The sequence below is a fragment of the Bradyrhizobium sp. JR4.1 genome (genome assembly GCF_040548605.1).
Lineage (GTDB): Bacteria > Pseudomonadota > Alphaproteobacteria > Rhizobiales > Xanthobacteraceae > Bradyrhizobium > Bradyrhizobium canariense.
Genome location: NZ_JBEPRY010000002.1, coordinates 423938 through 440401, shown reverse-complemented (window position 1 = coordinate 440401; position 16464 = coordinate 423938). Strand labels below are relative to the sequence as shown.

Sequence of the window (16464 nt, the reverse complement as noted above, 5' to 3'; positions counted from 1 at the left end):
GGCCCTGTCTAGCGCAGCGGCCTGCCCTGTGCCACCCCAGGCACGCATGCATTGCCAGGCACGCATGCATTGCCAGGCACGCATGCGTCGGTGGCCATGCATGCGTCGCGCTTCAAGGAAACCGGCCGAAGAACGTCCAGATTGTCTCGGCGGCGTCGATGTCGCCGTTCTGCGATCCGAGCAAGCTGGCGGCGACCTTCGGGAAGCGCGCATCCGGAGAAAATCCGGGCATGCGGTGCCCCCCTTGATTGATGCGATAAAGCACGACGTCGTGCTCCTCAGGACAGCGCGAGGAGATCCGCGTCACCGTGGACTGGTCTGCGGGCGCCCTGTCGGGCAAATCGGTCATGTCGGAATTATCGATCTCGCAGCCGTTGAGCTTGCGCCAGAACGCAAGCGTCTCGTCGGTGGACCAGAACCCGTCTGCGGCATAATAGCTCGATCCGCGGCCGCCCTCGTAGGGGACCAGCGGATCGGCGGTGCCGTTCATCAGCAGCATCGGCAGCGGCCTCGACGGATGGCAGGTGATCGCGGCCTCATCGGTGAGGTTCATGCTCACGCTCGCGCCGGCAGCAAACAGATCGGCGCGGGCGCAGACGAGCGTCATTGCCATGGCGCCGCCATTGGAAATGCCGGTGACATAGACGCGGCGAGGGTCGGCGGTGCCGTTCGCCACCAGCTTCTCGACCAGCTTTGCGATGAAGGCGACGTCGTCGGTGCCCGCGGGCGGACCACGGAGCGCCGGTCCCGCCTTGGTCCGCGCATCGACCCATGCGTGGTTGAGGCCATCAGGAAAGACCACCGCAAACCCTTCGCGCTTTGCGACCTGCGGCCACGCCGTCCGCGTCATCATGTCGGCGCCGCGCTGGGTCTTGCCGTGCAGCACGACGACGAGCGGCACCAGCCGCTTCGCCGGCAATTGCACAGCGTAGGACCGCTTCACGCCGTCGATATCGATCGTATCGGCGGACGCAGCCGGGGCGGCGGCCAATGCCGCAACAAGCGCCGCGATGCGCAGCCGCCGCCGCATCATCTAGCCCACGGCTTTCGCCGCGGCCCGGCCTGCATTGCGGCCCGAGAACAGGCAGCCGCCGAGGAACGTGCCTTCCAGCGAGCGATAGCCGTGCACGCCGCCGCCGCCGAAGCCGGCAGCTTCGCCCGCTGCATAGAGGCCGGGAATGACGCTGCCCTCCTCGCCGAACACGCGCGAAGAGAGATCGGTCTCGAAACCGCCCAGCGTCTTGCGGGTGAGAATGTTGAGCTTGACCGCGATCAGCGGCCCTTGCGCGGGATCGAGGATGCGGTGCGGGGAGGCGGTGCGGATCAGCCTGTCGCCGATATAGCGCCGCGCATTGTGGATGTTCATCACCTGCGCATCCTTGACGTAAGGGTTGGCGATCTCACGGTCGCGCGCCTCGATCTGCATCTTGATGTGCTCGAGCTTGAGGAGGTCGCTGCCGGCCAGCTTGTTCATGGCCGCAACGAGATCCTCGATCTTGTCGCGCACGATGAAGTCGACACCATGGCTTTTGAACGCTTCCACCGGCGCCGGTGCGCCCTTGTTGGTGGCGCGCTTGATTGTCATGCGCCAGCTCTTGCCGGTGAGGTCGGGATTCTGCTCCGAGCCCGACAGCGCAAACTCCTTCTTGATGATGCTCTGGGTCAGGATGAACCAGGAATAATCGTAGCCGGTGGACATGATGTATTGGAGCTGGCCGAGCGTGTCGGAGCCGGGGAAGAGCGGCGCCGGCAATCGCGTGCCGGTGGCGTCGAACCACATCGAGGAGGGGCCGGGCAGGATGCGGATGCCGTGGCGCGGCCAGATCGGTGACCAGTTCTGGATGCCTTCGACATAATGCCACATGCGGTCGCGGTTGATCAGCCGCGCGCCTGATTTTTCGGTGATGCCGATCATGCGGCCGTCGACATGCTCCGGCACGCCGGAGATCATGAATTTGGGCGGCGCGCCGAGCCGCTTCGGCCAGTTCTGCCGCACCAGCTCGTGATTGCCGCCGATGCCGCCGGACGCCACGATCACGGCTTGCGCCTTCAACGCAAACTCGCCGACGACGTTGCGCGATGAGCTCTTGCCGCGCTCGACATTATCCGGGGCGAGAATGGCGCCGCCGACGCCATCCACCGTGCCGTTGGTGATCGAGAGCGCGTCGACGCGATGGCGGAACCGAAAGCTCAGCCGGCCGCTCCTGACGGCCTCGCGCGCACGGCGCTCGAACGGCTCGACGATGCCGGGCCCGGTGCCCCAGGTGACATGAAAGCGCGGCACCGAATTGCCGTGGCCCATCGCATCATAGCCGCCGCGCTCGGCCCATCCGACCACGGGAAAGATGCGATGGCCCATCGCGCGCAGCCACGCACGCTTCTCGCCGGCCGCGAACGCCACATAGGCCTCGGCCCATTGCCGAGGCCAGAAATCCTCGTCGCGGTCGAAGCCGGCGGTGCCAAGCCAGTCCTGCATCGCAAGGTCGAAGGAGTCCCTGATGCCGAGCCGGCGCTGCTCCGGCGAATCGACCAGGAACAATCCGCCGAACGACCAGAACGCCTGGCCGCCGAGCGACTGCTCGCCCTCCTGGTCGACCACGATCACGCGCTTGCCGGCGTCCGCGATCTCGGTTGCGGCCACGAGGCCCGACAGTCCTGCGCCGACAACGATGACGTCAGTCTCTTCAGCCATCTGTTCGGCCATATGTTTCCCCCTCCATGTGTTCCCCCTCCACAGGTTCCTCCCTGTAGTTGCCCGGATTGAAGCCGGCGGTTGCAACTGAGATCAAGAGTACGGCGCGTAAGACATCGTTAACTTGTTCCACTTCGGGAAAAAGACCGGCTGAGTGCAGCGCCGGCGCAACACTGGATTTGAATTTGTTTTGAGCGAGCCGGCATGCCTAGACAAAACCGCGGTTACGACGGACCCTAGCAGGGCATCACCACCTGACACACAGATTCGAATTCGACTGGGGCGGGGGCCAATGAAGTTTCTGACGGGGTTGCTTGCGGCGGTTCTCCTGATCGCGAGCATGGGCGCTTCTCACGCGGTGGTTCGGATCGCGGATGACCGCGGCGGCCGGATCGGAACCTACGTCGACAAATACCAGGACCTGCGACAGTCGGGCGACACCGTCATCATCGACGGTCTCTGCGCCTCTGCCTGCACCATCGTCCTCGGCGCCATCCCGCCCGACCGCATCTGCGTGACGTCGCACGCGACATTGGGCTTCCACGCAGCGTGGGATTTCGGCAGCAACGGCCGTGCCGTCACCAATACCGAAGCGACCCAGATGCTCTATGCGATGTATCCGTCGCAGGTGAAGCGCTGGATCAATCAGCGCGGCGGGCTCACCCCGCATATGCTGTTCCTGAAGGGCCGGCAGCTCCAGGCCATGTACAAGCCCTGCTACCTCGACGCGCAGGCCTCGGCCAACAAGCCGTCGCGCGCGCCACTCCCGCAAGCGGATCGGCTCGAATCCGCCCGGGGCCAGCTCTTGCACTGACGTCCTCGGCCTGACGGGATTCTTTGCCAGCCGGTGCTGCCTTGCCCGCAGGCGGGGCAAAGCTTATCTGAACGCTCGGGAAACTCACGTTTTCACCCCGATCGTTGTCATGGCTCAACCACTGCACCCCGCCCATCCTGTATCGGACAATTCGCCCACTGCCGGCCGGATGCCGTTCGTGCTGCTGTTGGCGGGTGCCGGCGTCGGCGGCCTGGTCGTGCTCGGTGCGCTCGCGCTCTGGTTCCACTATGGCAGCCAGGTGTTCTTCGAAATGATCAGGACCGGTTTTGCCGCCTGCTTCTGACCCGCGACAGGAAGTTTTCCGCCCATGAGTTCCACCGCCCGTCCGCTGGTGATCGCGACCGCCTTCGCCGCAAGCCTCGTCCTCGGGCTCCTGATCGTATTCTGGGCCATGGGCGGGGTCAGCAAGGTGGCGCAGCCGGCCGCGATCGGCGGCCCGTTCCAGCTCACCGACCAGAACGGCAAGGCCGTCACCGACAAGAACCTGAAGGGCAAGCCGACCTTGATCTTCTTCGGCTACACCCATTGCCCCGATGTCTGCCCAACCTCGCTGTTCGAGATCTCGGAAGTGCTGCGCGCGATGGGCAAGGACGCCGACAAGGTCAACGCCGTCTTCATCTCGGTCGATCCCGAGCGCGATACGCCGGGGACGATGAAGGATTATCTGTCGAGCTTCGACCCGCACCTCGAAGGCCTCAGCGGCGATCCTGCCGAGACCGCCAAGGTGATCACCTCCTACCGGGTCTACGCCAAGAAGGTCCCGACCAAGGACGGCGACTACACCATGGACCACACCGCGCTGATCTATCTGATGGACCGCGACGGTCGCTTCGTCTCGCCGTTCAACCTGAAGCGCACGCCGGAAGAAGCCGCAGTGGACTTGAAGCGGTATCTGTAGGCTCCCTATTCGCCGCAATCCGCGCTCGCGTTCCCGGCCGGATGGGCTATAAGGCCCTCCGATCCCAACGAAAATCGTTCATTTTCAGCCGATGGCTCCATCGCAACAGGCGAAATCGTCCAAATCCGCCCGTGGCTTGCTGACCGGGCTGGTCGTCGGCGTCTGCCTGCTCGCTGCCGCGCCGTGCGCGCAGGCGCAGGCTCCGGCCAAGCAGCCCCCCGTGGCGCCGCAAGCCTCACCTCAGGTCGCGCCGCAAGCCGCACCCCAGGCCGTGCCGGGCTTCTGGGACCCACGGCGGCGGCCGGAGCGGCCGGACCTGTCGCGCCTGACAGTGATCCGTTTCCTGACCGAGACCGACTATCCGCCGTTCAACTATACCGGCGCCGACGGCAATCCGGCCGGCTTCAACGTCGATTTCGCACGCAGCCTGTGCGAGGAAATCAAGGTCACCTGCACGGTGCAGATGCGCCGCTTCGAGACGCTGGTCGATGCGCTCGCCTCCAACCGGGGCGATGCCATCATCGCCTCGATGGCGGTGAGCCCGCAGCTCCGCGCCCGGGTCGACTTCACCGATCCCTATTACCGCGTGCCGGCGCGCTTCGCCTCGCGCAAGGACGCGGTGATGCCGGAGATCCGGCCCGAATATCTCGAAGGCAAGAAGGTCGGCGTCATCGCCGGCTCCGCGCATGAGGCCTATCTCAAGGCGATGTTCACCGACGCCGAACTGCACCCCTATCCCAACGACGATGCCGTGCGCGCCGCCTTGCGCAAGGGCGAGGTCGACTTCATCTTCGGCGACGCCATCGCGCTTGCGTTCTGGATCAACGGCACCGATTCCGGCGATTGTTGCGCCTTCTCCGGCGGTCCCTTCGTCGAAAGCCGGTTCTTCGGCGAAGGCATCGGCATCGCCGTGCGCAAGGGCAACGACGTGCTGCGCCAGGCCCTGAACTGGGCGATGTTCCGCGTCTGGGAAAAGGGCCGCTACACGGATCTGTGGCTGCGGTACTTCTCGGTGAGCCCGTTTTAGTTCGCTGCCTCCTCGTTGTCATTGCGAGGAGCGCAGCGACGAAGCAATCCAGAGTGCTTCTGCGCGAAGATTCTGGATTGCTTCGCTTCGCTCGCAATGACGGTGGGTGCGGTTGCACCGTCTCGCAAAATTGCATTCTGCCCGGAAATCGCTATTTTCCGCGCCCCGGAGGCCCCTTAGATGTCCGTTATCGATCTTGCCGCGAACCCGAGCGATCTGCGTGCGCTCGCCGAACAATCCAACGCCTGGCCGTTCGAGCAGGCGAAGGCCATTGTCGCGCGGCTGAAGAAAAGCCCGAAGGACGAGGTGCTGTTCGAGACCGGCTACGGGCCATCAGGCCTGCCGCATATCGGCACCTTCGGCGAGGTCGCGCGCACCTCGATGGTGCGGCACGCCTTTCATGTGCTGACCGAGAACAAGATCAGGACCCGCCTGCTCGCGTTCTCCGACGACATGGACGGGTTTCGGAAAGTGCCCGACAACGTCCCCAACAAGGAGATGCTGGCCGCGCATCTCGGCAAGCCGCTGACGCGCGTGCCGGACCCGTTCTCCAACGAGTACCCGTCGTTCGGGCACCACAACAATGCGCGGCTGCGCGCCTTCCTCGATCATTTCGGCTTCGACTACGAATTCGCGAGCTCGACCGACTATTACACGTCCGGCCGTTTCGACGCGACGCTGCTTAAAATGCTCGCGGCCTACGACAAGGTGATGGCGATCATCCTGCCGACGCTCGGCCCCGATCGCCGCGCGACCTATTCGCCGTTCCTCCCCATCAGCAAGACCACGGGTGTCGTGCTGCAGGTGCCGATGATCCGCCGCGACGTTGCGGCCGGCACCGTGACCTATCTCGATCCCGATACCAACCAGGAAGTCGAGACGCTGGTCACCGGCGGCAACGTCAAGTGCCAATGGAAGGCCGACTGGGCGATGCGCTGGGTTGCGCTCGGCGTCGATTACGAGATGGCCGGCAAGGATTTGATCGACTCGGTCAAACTCTCCGGCGCGATCGCGAGGGCACTCGGCGCCACGCCGCCGGAGGGCTTCAACTACGAGCTCTTTCTCGACGACAAGGGCCAGAAGATTTCGAAGTCGAAGGGCAACGGGCTGACCATCGACGAATGGCTGCGCTACGCCTCGCCGGAATCGCTGTCGCTGTTCATGTATCGCGAGCCGAAGGCGGCCAAGCGGCTGTATTTCGACGTCATCCCGCGCAACGTCGACGACTACCAGCAGTTCATCGACGGCTTTGCCAAGCAGGACGCCAAACAGCAGCTCGGCAATCCGGTCTGGCACGTTCACAGCGGCCATCCGCCGAAGTTCGATATGCCCGTCACGTTCCAGCTCTTGCTGACGCTGGTGTCGTCGTCGAATGCGGAGAATGCCGAGACGCTGTGGGGTTTCATTGGCCGCTATCGGCCTGGCGTGAGCCCGCAGACGCATCCCAAGCTCGACGCGATGGTCGGCTATGCCATCAACTATTATCGCGACTTCGTCGCGCCGACGAAGACGTTCCGCGAGCCAACCGAGACCGAGCGCGCGGCGCTGCAGGATTTGCGCGATGCATTATCGCAGCTTCCGCAGGATGCCACGGCCGAGGACATCCAGAACGTCGTCTACGAGATCGGCCGCCGCGAGCCGTTCCTCGATCCGGTCAAGAAGGGCAAGGACGGCCGTCCCGGCGTGACACTCGACTGGTTCAACATGCTCTACCAGGTGCTGCTCGGCCAGGAAAAGGGCCCGCGCTTCGGCTCCTTTGTCGCGGTGTATGGCGTGCAGAACGCGGTGAACATGATCGACGGCGCACTGGCGCGGAGTGCGTGAGGCGGTTGTAGCGAACGCGTAGCCCGGATGAGCGAAGCGACATCCGGGGGTTTTCGCTAGTTAGCCGCACCAGCGGTCCCGGATGTCGCTTCGCTCATCCGGGCTACGGACCTTCAGCCCCCCGCTCAGGTCGACCGCAGCACGTAGCGCCGGTTATCCTTCTGCACCGGGCGCGCGTTCATCGGGTAGAGCTTTGCGAATGCGGCGACGTCGGTGGCCGACGCCTGGATGGGGGTCGTCAACAACAGCCACTCGACCACTTCTGAGCAAGGCGGCGTCGTCAGCGAGCCGGGATAGCGGAAGTAGCTGAGCCTCGTGGGCAGCATGGCGTGGGGATCGATGGTCGAATCCGCCTTCACGGCGGGGCCTTCCGCGGCCGGCATGGTCTTGACGATCTTGCCGAAGGCAGGGTTCGGCCTGCCCTCGGCCATCAGCACGCCGACCACGGCGAGCCCGCCGGCATCGTTGCGGTGGACGAAATGCGCCTCCATCGGAAAATTCTTGCCGCCGATCATGTGCTCGCTCGGCCGGTGGAAATGCACCTGGAGCAGCTTGTATTTGACGTCGCCGAGCGTGAGCGTGCTGCCCTCGGTGAAGTTGAGCTGGATCGTGTGCCCGTTGTTGACGATGGTGTCGGCGCTCTTGCCCCAGTTCAGCTTCAGCGCGGGCAGTTGCGATTTGACCGTCGCCTCGATGTCGATCGGCGATTGTTGCAGGCCGACCGCGCAGGCCTTGTTGGCCGCGTCGAGATCGCCCCATTTGGCGCCGGCGCCTTCATAACTCCAATGCGCACCTTCGGCGGCGAAGGCCGGCTTGCAGAGCGGACAAAGCGCAAGACCTGCGAGGGCCTTCAATGCGTGACGGCGATCCATCATATTCCCCCTGACATGAATTTGCTCGGCAATGAGTGGCCGCAACCTATGCGAGAGAGATGCTGAGTCGCAAGGATGCCCGCGGCGAATGCGGCGCGGCTGAAATCATCGCCCGGTCACGACGCAGGCGAGACGTGATCACTGGCTCGCCCACACGATCCGCGCGATCCAGCCGACCTCGCTCGCTGCCATCCTGCGTTCGGCCTGGGAGGCATCGAGCGGCTGCAAATCCACAGCCTTTGCCGTGCGGCGCTTCAGCGTCGCCACCGTCACCTCGCCTGCCCTGGTCTTCACCACCACGCGATCCCCTTTGCGGATCGGCGCGCCGGGTGCGACCAGGATGATGTCGCCGTCGCGATAGGCGGGCGCAAGCGCTTCGCCGGAAATCTGCAGCGCGAAGCTGTGGTTGTCCTCGGCGGCGGGAAGGGCAAATTCGGTCCAGCTCTTGCCGATGGGAAGGCCGGACTCGTCGAAGGCGCCGCTCGCGCCCGCCAGTGCCAAGCCGAGCAGCGGCACCGAGCGGCCGCCGCCTGCCTCGTCGCCGACCAGCCTGGCAAAAATGTCGATCGAGGAATCTGCCGCCGCCAGCGCTTTCGCGATCGATTCGGTCGAGGGCCAGCGCTCGCGGCCGTCGGAGGTGACGCGCTTGGACTTGTTGAAGGTGGTGGGATCGAGCCCGGCGCGCTTGGCGAGGCCCGACGGCGACAAGCCGGCGCGCGCCGCCAGCCGATCCAGCGCGCCCCAGATCTGGTCGTGAGTGAGGATCCTCTGCGCTTTGGCCTGCCTGACCATGAAAGGTCCAGCCCGTCGCAACTCAGGAAAACTATCCTCGAATCAACCGGTTTTCCGCTTTTTGCGCAAGGGGCGCGCTGAGCGTGTTTTCAAGCGAACCGGTTACCGGTTCGCACCAGGAAACGCGTCAAAGCAGGAATTTGGCGCTCCGCTTCGATTTCATCGGAACGGAAATGGCTCTAAGTCTTGAGTTCGGAGGGGGCGGCCATTACGGTCGCGCCCGGGTTTCAGGGACCCGCACGACCCAAAAACCCCAAAAGACTCAACGAGCAAACAGGGCTGCGTAAGCGGTGGTCAAGATCTACAAAATCTGTCCGGCCTCGGCCTGGCGTGAGGCGGAACGGCAGGGCGTCTACCGCGGCAGCGCGGACGATTCGCGCGACGGATTCATCCATTTCTCGACCGCCGCCCAGGTTCCCGAGACCCTGCACAAGCATTATGTCGGGCAGCGCGCGCTGTTCCTGGTCGAGGTCGACGGCGATGCGCTCGGTAGCGCATTGCGCTGGGAGCGTTCGCGCAATGAGGAGCTGTTTCCGCATCTCTATGGCGAACTCGATCTCGGTGCGGTGATTGCCGTGATGAACCTCAACACGCGCTCCGACGGTGGCCACGATGTTCCGGAGCTTGCCCCGTGATCCGCGCTTTCGACGCTCTCTCGCTGCCGGTGTTGCGTTGGCTCGATCCGGAGGATGCGCATCGCCTCGCGATCCAGGGCCTGCGCTTCCTGCCGCCGGGCAAGCCGCACGCTGACGATCCCAAGCTTGCGGTGCGTGCGTTCGGGCTCAACTTCCCCAATCCGATCGGCATGGCCGCGGGCTTCGACAAGAGCGCCGAAGTGCCAGATGCGCTGCTGCGGCTCGGCTTCGGCTTCGTCGAGATCGGCTCGGTGACGCCGAAGCCGCAAAGCGGCAATCCGCGGCCGCGGCTGTTTCGTCTGGAGCGCGACGAGGCCGTGATCAACCGCATGGGCTTCAACAATGACGGCGCGGAGACAGCGCTGCGCAGGCTCGCGGCGCGCGCGCAGCACGGCGGCATCGTCGGCGTCAATGTCGGCGCCAACAAGGATTCACCCGACCGCGTCAATGACTACGTCAAGCTGATCGAGACATTTGCGCCGGTCGCGAGCTATTTCACCGTCAACGTTTCCTCGCCGAACACGCCGGGCCTGCGCAATCTGCAGGAAGGCGCGCTGCTCGACGATCTCCTCGCCAGGGTGATCGACGCGCGCGAGCGGGTGCGGCAAAAGGCCGGCGACACGCCGGTGCTGCTCAAGATCGCGCCGGATTTGAGCCTCGCCCAGCTCGACGACGTCGTGCAGGTCGCACGCTCGCGCCGGGTCGACGGCATGATCGTGTCGAACACCACGATCGCGCGGCCGAGCACGCTGCGCGAGGAAATGCGCGCCAAGGAGCAGGGCGGCCTGTCCGGCCGGCCGCTGTTCCGGCTGTCGACGCGGATGGTCGCGGAAACCTATGTGCGGGTCGAGGGCGCATTCCCCCTGATCGGCGTCGGCGGTGTGGACTCGGGCGGCGCCGCGCTGACGAAAATCCGCGCCGGCGCGAGCCTGATCCAGCTCTATTCGTCGCTGGTCTACAAGGGCCTCGGCCTCGTCGACGAGATCAAGCGCGATCTCGCCTCGACCCTATTGCGCACCGGGCGGGATTCTCTCTCCGAGATCGTCGGCTCCGACGCCGCCACGTTGACGGCGGAAGCCTGGCCGGGGATGTAGCTCTTCGCCGCGTAGCCCGGATGGAGCGAAGCCCAATCCGGGATTCTATCCGCGGACGCGAAGGTCCCGGATTACGCTTTCGCTCCATCCGGGCTACGCGTTACAGCGACTGCTTCGAAAACGTCTTCCTGTACAGCGCCGGATAGCGCGCGGCCTGCAAGCCGCCGCGCGAGACGTAGGAGGCGATCAGCGCGCTCCACAGCCCGGCATTGCCGAACGATTGCAGCGCCCACCATGTGGCGAGGAAGATCGCGAGCGAGGCCAGCATCAGATTGCGCATCTCGCGCGCCCAGGTCGCGCCGATATAGATGCCGTCGAAGCCGAAGGCGAACACGCCGGGAATCGGCGCAAGCACGACGAACGGCAGGAATTCCCGCGCGCCGCGACGGACGCTTTCGCTCGCCGTCATGAAATCGATCAAGTTCGGTCCGAACAGCGCAAACAGCGCGGACACGACCAGCGCGAAGCCGAGCCCCCATAGCAGCACCAGCCGGGTCGAATCCGCAAATCCCTTGGCGTCGCGTGCGCCGAGCGTACGGCCGCAAAGCTGCTGGGCTGCGTTCGCAAGACCGTCGAGGAAGAAGGCGCTGACCAGCAGAAAATTGTTGAGAACGGAATTGGCGGCCAGCGTGACGTCGCCAGCCCGCGCGCCCTTGGCGGTGAAAAACAGAAACACCGCGATCAGCGCCGCGGTGCGGATCAGGATGTCGGAGTTCACCGCCAGCAGCCGCATCAGCTTGGCCCGGTCGAACAGCTCTGCGTATGGCACCGCGAACCCGCCGTCCGCATAGCGGCGGCAGACCATCATGCCGAGCCCGAATCCGGCCGCTTCAGACAACAGCGCGGCGATTGCAGCACCTGCGATGCCGGTGTCGTAGACCAGCACCAGCAGGATCGTCGCCGCCGCGTTGACGAGATTGATGACAATTTGGAGCGCGAGCGCCGGATTGGCGCGGGCCTGGCCGACCAGCCAGCCGAGGATGACGTAATTGGCGAGCGCCAGCGGCGCCGACCAGATCCGGATCACGAAGTACGTTTTCGCCGCGCGCGTAACGCCTTCGCTGCCGCCCATCAGGTCGAACAGCCCGGCGGCCAGCGGCAGTTGCAGCACGATCAGGGCTATGCCGATCAAGCCGGCGACGATGAAGCCGCGCACCAGGATCGCGGTCAGCTCGCGCGTCTCGCCGGCGCCGAGCGCCTGCGCCGTGAAGGCAAGCGTGCTCATGCGAAGGAAGCCGAACAGCCAGAACAGGCAATCGAAGATGACGGACGCGATGGCGACGCCGCCGAGCAGCGCCGCGTCGTCCAGCCGTCCGATCGCGGTGGTCGAGACCACGCCGATCAACGGCGTGGTGAGGTTCGCGACCATCGCGGGGCCTGCGATGGCGAAGACCTGACGGGAACCGATCTTCAAGTGAACGGGTGCGTGCATGTCAGAACACGAGCACCATGCCGTCTTCGGCGGCGAGATGGGCGATGTCGTCGAGGCGCGACAGCACATCTTCGCTCATATGGGTGAGCACGAGGCGTTTTGCGCCGATTTCGGGAAGATGCTGTTCCAAGGTCTTCAGGCTGAGGTGATTCTTGACCACCTTCTCGTACATATAGGCCTCGACGATGAAAAGGTCGGCGCCATGCGCCAGCGGAATGAGCGTCTCCGTCCATTCGGTATCGGCGCTGTAGGCCAGCGTGCGACCCTCGGCTTCGATGCGATATGCGAGGAACGGTCCGCCGGATTCGCCGTGCACGACAGGGTAGGGCGTCACCGTCACCGCGCCGAAGCTTCGGCGTTGCTCGGGCGCGAGCTCGACGACCGACAGCTCGAAGCGCTGGTTCGTCTTGGAGGAGTGCTCGAACAGCGCCTCCATCACCGCACGCAGCCGCGTCTCGATGCCTTTGGGCCCGGCGATCGTGAGCGGCCGCGTCCGCCGCGAGAATTGTGCGTCGAGCAGGACAAACGGCAGCCCGGCAAAATGGTCGCCGTGGAAATGCGTGATCAGGATGAGATCGATCTCATTGTGCTCGATCTCGAGTCGCTTCAGCGCCGGCAGAGCCGACGCGCCGCAATCGATCAGGAAGTTGGCCTCGCGTCCCGAGACGTGGAAGCAGGTGTTGAGCCTGCCGCCGGATCCGAAGGCGTCCCCGCAGCCGACAAAGCGCAATTGCATCGACTGCTGGCTCCCTAGAGCATGATCCGGAAAAGTGTGAAGCGGTTTTCCGACAAGATCATGCTCAAAACTAACGGCTTACCTGCGCGGCGTGCCGAAAACGCGCATCAGCAGCCAGATCGGGATCACGATGACAGCGCCGAGCAGGAAGTAGCGCCATAGCCAGTTCACGGTATCGAAGCCGAGATCCCACAACCGCTGGAACAGGAGACGAATGCTGGTGAGAATATTCCAGGGATCGAAGCCGATCGCCGCCAGCACGACGCCGACCAGGATCGAGAGCAGCACCAGGCGAAACGCGACCGCCAGCGGCGAGCCGCCGAGAAAGCGGTGCAGGCCATCACTGCGGCCGGCCGGCAAATCTCTGACGTCGTGGGCCATCTCAAACTCCTCAGGGGATTCTACCCTATCATAGGGCAAGGCGGTGGACATGGGGAACCCGTGAGGGGGCGTCAATCGGCTTACGGGATTTTAATTCGGGCAAGGCGGGTCCGCCTTGGTTGTGGGATGATCGCGCCGCAGGCTCGCTGCAACCTCTCCCGCTTGCGGGAGAGGTCGCGCCGAAGGCGCGGGTGAGGGCTTTCGCCTCTTGGGGAATCCCACTGCGGAGATACCCTCTCCCCAACCCTCTCCCGCAAGCGGGAGAGGGAGAGCACCTCGTACGCTCACGCCTCAACCTCCACTGCCTCCGCCTTCAGCATCTTCTCCAGCGTTTCCAGCCGGTCGGCTTCCCGCGGCGGCTTGTCCCAGCGTAAGCGGCTGATGCGGGGAAAGCGCATCGCGACGCCGGATTTGTGCCGCGGCGAGCGCTGCAGCCCCTCGAAGGCGACCTCGAGCACCAGCCCCTTGTCCGGCTCGTGCACGACGTGGCGGACCGGGCCGAATTTTTCGGTGGTATTGCGACGCACGAAGCGGTCGATCTGGAGCAGCTCCTCGTCAGTGAAGCCGAAATAGGCTTTTCCGACCGGCACCAGTTCGTCGCTGCCCGCACCTTCAGTCCAGACGCCGAAGGTGTAGTCGGAATAGTAGGACGACCGCTTGCCGTGGCCGCGCTGCGCATACATCAGCACCGCGTCGATGATGTGCGGATCGCGCTTCCACTTCCACCACTGTCCCTTCGGCCGTCCCGGCAGATAGGGTGCATCGCGCCGCTTCAGCATCACGCCTTCGACGGCGTCGGCGTCTTCGCCCGCACCGGCGCCCGCGGGATCGGCGCGTGCGGCGGTCAGCGCCTCCCAGCTTGCGAAGGCGACGGTGGGCGAGAGATCGATGCGGGGATCGTCAAGCTTGCCGATGAAGGTCTCCAGCCGTTCGCGGCGCTCCGCAAAAGGCAGCTCGCGCAAATCGTTCTCGTCGTCGCCGAGCAGATCATAGGCGCGCAGATGAATCGGAAACTCCTTGATCAGCTTCGGAGACACGACCTTGCGGTTGAGCCGCTGTTGCAGAACGTTGAAACTCTGCACGCGCCCTTCGCGCAGGATCAGAAGCTCGCCGTCGATGGCGCCGGGTAGCCGCAGTGAGGGCACGAGGTCCGGAAAGCTTCCGGTGATGTCCTCGCCGGTGCGCGAATAGAGCCGCGCGGTAATGTGGCCGTGCTCGTCGCGGCCGGCCACCGCCTGCACGCGGATGCCGTCCCATTTCCATTCGGCGATGTAGTCGGCGGGATCGAGCGCGGCGAAATCGGTGTCTTCGATCGCATGCGCCAGCATCACCGGGCGGAACGGGGCGGGATCGCGATTGACCGGCTTGTCGCCGCGGCCTTCCAGCCAGGCGAACAGGTCGAGATAAGGCGGCGCGAGACCCGGCCAGATCAGCTCGAGCTCGTGCGGGTCCTTGTCGCCGAGTGCAGCGGCCGCGGTCTTGGCCAGGCGCGCGGAGATGCCGATGCGCAACGCGCCGGTGACGAGCTTCAACAGCGCCCAGCGGCCGGTCTCATCCAGCTCGTCGAGCCAGCGCTCGAGCTGTTTTGGCAGCTCGGTCTTGCCGAGCGTGCGCAGCGTGGTGACGACCTCGGTTAGTGTTGGAGGTGGTGGATTGTTGTGGTTGCTCGGATGAAGCGCATCGCTGGCATCTCGCCCGCGGTACCCCCCTCCCTGACCCTCCCCCACAAGGGGGGAGGGAACGGTGAGGTTCGTGCATCCATCACTTTGGGAATCGCTGTTAGCTCTCGCGCTCACTGATAGCGCCGCGCGCAACTGCGCTCCCTCCCCCCTTGTGGGGGAGGGCGGGGGAGAGGGGTAGCCCGGAAAAGATTCGTCCTTGTGTGCATTCCGCTTCGGCCACATCAGCGCCACCGTTTCCGAGAGGTCGCCGACATAATCGTAAGACAATCCGAACAGCACCGGATCGGTGCGCGACGCGATCAGATCTCGGATCAGCGCGGGCTTGGCGTGCTTGAAGCTCAGCGCGCCGGTCAGCGCGGCCAGCGCGTAGCCGCGATCAGGGTCGGAAACCTCGCGAAAATAGCTCGTGATCAGCCGCAGCTTGTTGTTGCGGCCGGGCTCGTAGGCGAGGCGGTCGAGAAGTTCGGCGAAGCGGTTCATGCTTCGGCCTCGTCAGCGAGCGGCGTCTCGGTCTCCTCCTCGTCGCCGTAGCCGACCAGATCGAGCGGCCGTGCCTGCAAACCCTTGCTTTGGCACCAATGCACCAGCGCGTCTTCCTGGCCGTGGGTGACCCAGATCTCGCCGGCGCCGGTCGCGGCGATCGTGGCGGTGAGGCCGTCCCAATCGGCGTGATCCGAGATCACCAGCGGCAGCTCGATGCCGCGTTGCCGCGCGCGGGCGCGCACCCGCATCCAGCCGGAGGCGAATGCCGTGACTGGATCGGGAAACCGCCGGGTCCAGAGATCGGACGTCGCAGAGGGCGGCGCCAGCGTGATGGTGCCGGCAAGTGCCGCCTTCTTGACGCCCTTCACCGGCCTGAGATCGCCGAGCTCGATCCCGCGGCTCTGATAGTAATGCGTGATCTTCTCCATCGCGCCATGCAGATAGATCGGCGCGTCGTAACCCGCCTGGCGCAGCAGCGCGATCACGCGCTGCGCCTTGCCGAGCGAATAGGCGCCAACGAGATGCGCGCGTTCCGGAAACAGCGCCACCGATGCCAGCAGCTTCTTGACCTCGTCGGCGGCATCGCCATGGCGAAACACCGGCAGGCCGAACGTCGCCTCGGTGATGAAGACGTCGCAGGGCACGAGCTCGAACGGCGTGCAGGTCGGGTCGGGTGCATCCTTGTAGTCGCCGGAGGCGACGATGCAGGTGTCCTTGCAGGTCACCGCGACCTGCGCCGAACCGAGCACATGGCCGGCCGGGTGAAACTTCACGCTGACATCGCCGAGCCGGATCTCCTCGCCATAGCGGATCGCCTGCGTCGAGCCGGCAAAATTCTCGCCATAGCGCAGCCGCATCATGTCCAGCGTTTCCTGCGTCGCCAGCACCGCGCCGTGGCCGGCGCGGGCATGGTCGGAATGGCCGTGGGTGATCACGGCCCGCTCGACCGGCCGGACGGGGTCGATATGGAAGCCGCCCGGCTTGCAGCATAGGCCGGCGGCAACTGGCAGCAGGATGTCTTGCGGACGCATGCCTGTTATATAGGTTGCGACCCCGCATCTTCGAGTCATCACCGCTTCGT

At 65.0% G+C, this 16464-nt stretch carries 16 protein-coding genes; 7 read left to right on the top strand and 9 right to left on the bottom strand.

Features of this window, described 5'->3' with window-relative positions; genetic code table 11:
• Positions 1-112: 112 nt before the first annotated feature.
• The gene (locus ABIB90_RS07285; RefSeq protein ID WP_354200549.1) at positions 113-1033 is read right to left on the bottom strand and encodes an extracellular catalytic domain type 1 short-chain-length polyhydroxyalkanoate depolymerase; all 921 of its coding nucleotides are present in this window, start codon (positions 1031-1033) and stop codon (positions 113-115) included.
• Entirely contained in the window at positions 1034-2692 is a 1659-nt protein-coding gene (locus ABIB90_RS07280; RefSeq protein ID WP_354200649.1) for an FAD-binding dehydrogenase, read from the bottom strand.
• Between the two features lie 292 nt (positions 2693-2984).
• Between ABIB90_RS07280 and ABIB90_RS07275 the strand changes: the two genes are divergently transcribed.
• The 5 genes from ABIB90_RS07275 to ABIB90_RS07255 all read left to right on the top strand — a co-directional run bounded on the left by ABIB90_RS07275 (position 2985) and on the right by ABIB90_RS07255 (position 7276).
• Entirely contained in the window at positions 2985-3506 is a 522-nt protein-coding gene (locus ABIB90_RS07275; RefSeq protein ID WP_007599362.1) for a Clp protease/crotonase-like domain-containing protein, read from the top strand.
• 109 nt (positions 3507-3615) lie between these two features.
• Positions 3616-3810, top strand: a complete 195-nt coding sequence (locus ABIB90_RS07270; RefSeq protein WP_219684563.1) for a hypothetical protein — start codon at positions 3616-3618, stop codon at positions 3808-3810.
• Positions 3811-3834: 24 nt separating this feature from the next.
• A complete protein-coding gene (locus ABIB90_RS07265) occupies positions 3835-4425 on the top strand; it encodes an SCO family protein (protein WP_354200548.1) in 591 nt (196 codons plus the stop codon).
• Between the two features lie 91 nt (positions 4426-4516).
• A complete protein-coding gene (locus tag ABIB90_RS07260) occupies positions 4517-5452 on the top strand; it encodes a transporter substrate-binding domain-containing protein (RefSeq protein ID WP_354200547.1) in 936 nt (311 codons plus the stop codon).
• A gap of 180 nt (positions 5453-5632) precedes the next feature.
• On the top strand, positions 5633-7276 hold the full coding sequence (locus ABIB90_RS07255; RefSeq protein WP_007599366.1) for a lysine--tRNA ligase: 1644 nt from the start codon (positions 5633-5635) through the stop codon (positions 7274-7276).
• 125 nt (positions 7277-7401) lie between these two features.
• Here ABIB90_RS07255 and ABIB90_RS07250 read toward each other — a convergent pair whose 3' ends face one another.
• Together ABIB90_RS07250 and ABIB90_RS07245 are read right to left on the bottom strand one after the other, a co-directional pair.
• Entirely contained in the window at positions 7402-8148 is a 747-nt protein-coding gene (locus tag ABIB90_RS07250) for a carbonic anhydrase (protein WP_007599367.1), read from the bottom strand.
• 138 nt (positions 8149-8286) lie between these two features.
• Positions 8287-8940 (bottom strand): S24 family peptidase, encoded by a 654-nt coding sequence (locus ABIB90_RS07245; protein WP_007599368.1) that lies wholly within the window; start codon positions 8938-8940, stop codon positions 8287-8289.
• Positions 8941-9230: 290 nt separating this feature from the next.
• On the opposite strand from ABIB90_RS07245, the gene ABIB90_RS07240 reads away from it, so the two are divergent.
• Both ABIB90_RS07240 and ABIB90_RS07235 read left to right on the top strand, forming a co-directional pair.
• On the top strand, positions 9231-9575 hold the full coding sequence (locus tag ABIB90_RS07240; protein WP_007599376.1) for a DUF952 domain-containing protein: 345 nt from the start codon (positions 9231-9233) through the stop codon (positions 9573-9575).
• Positions 9572-10669: a quinone-dependent dihydroorotate dehydrogenase gene (locus tag ABIB90_RS07235; RefSeq protein WP_007599377.1), complete on the top strand. Its 1098-nt coding sequence runs from the start codon at positions 9572-9574 to the stop codon at positions 10667-10669. The genes ABIB90_RS07240 and ABIB90_RS07235 overlap by 4 nt, the downstream gene beginning before the upstream one ends.
• Before the next feature lie 100 nt (positions 10670-10769).
• Here ABIB90_RS07235 and ABIB90_RS07230 read toward each other — a convergent pair whose 3' ends face one another.
• The 5 genes from ABIB90_RS07230 to ABIB90_RS07210 all read right to left on the bottom strand — a co-directional run bounded on the left by ABIB90_RS07230 (position 10770) and on the right by ABIB90_RS07210 (position 16414).
• Entirely contained in the window at positions 10770-12101 is a 1332-nt protein-coding gene (locus tag ABIB90_RS07230) for an MATE family efflux transporter (protein ID WP_354200544.1), read from the bottom strand.
• Position 12102: 1 nt separating this feature from the next.
• Positions 12103-12837, bottom strand: coding sequence for an MBL fold metallo-hydrolase (locus tag ABIB90_RS07225; protein ID WP_354200543.1), 735 nt, complete (start codon positions 12835-12837; stop codon positions 12103-12105).
• A gap of 78 nt (positions 12838-12915) precedes the next feature.
• Positions 12916-13218, bottom strand: a complete 303-nt coding sequence (locus tag ABIB90_RS07220; protein WP_354200542.1) for a DUF6460 domain-containing protein — start codon at positions 13216-13218, stop codon at positions 12916-12918.
• A 284-nt stretch (positions 13219-13502) separates the two neighbouring features.
• On the bottom strand, positions 13503-15380 hold the full coding sequence (locus ABIB90_RS07215; RefSeq protein ID WP_354200541.1) for an ATP-dependent DNA ligase: 1878 nt from the start codon (positions 15378-15380) through the stop codon (positions 13503-13505).
• Positions 15377-16414, bottom strand: coding sequence for a ligase-associated DNA damage response exonuclease (locus ABIB90_RS07210; protein ID WP_354200540.1), 1038 nt, complete (start codon positions 16412-16414; stop codon positions 15377-15379). Before ABIB90_RS07210 ends, ABIB90_RS07215 begins: the two co-directional genes overlap by 4 nt.
• Between the last annotated feature and the right edge of the window lie 50 nt (positions 16415-16464).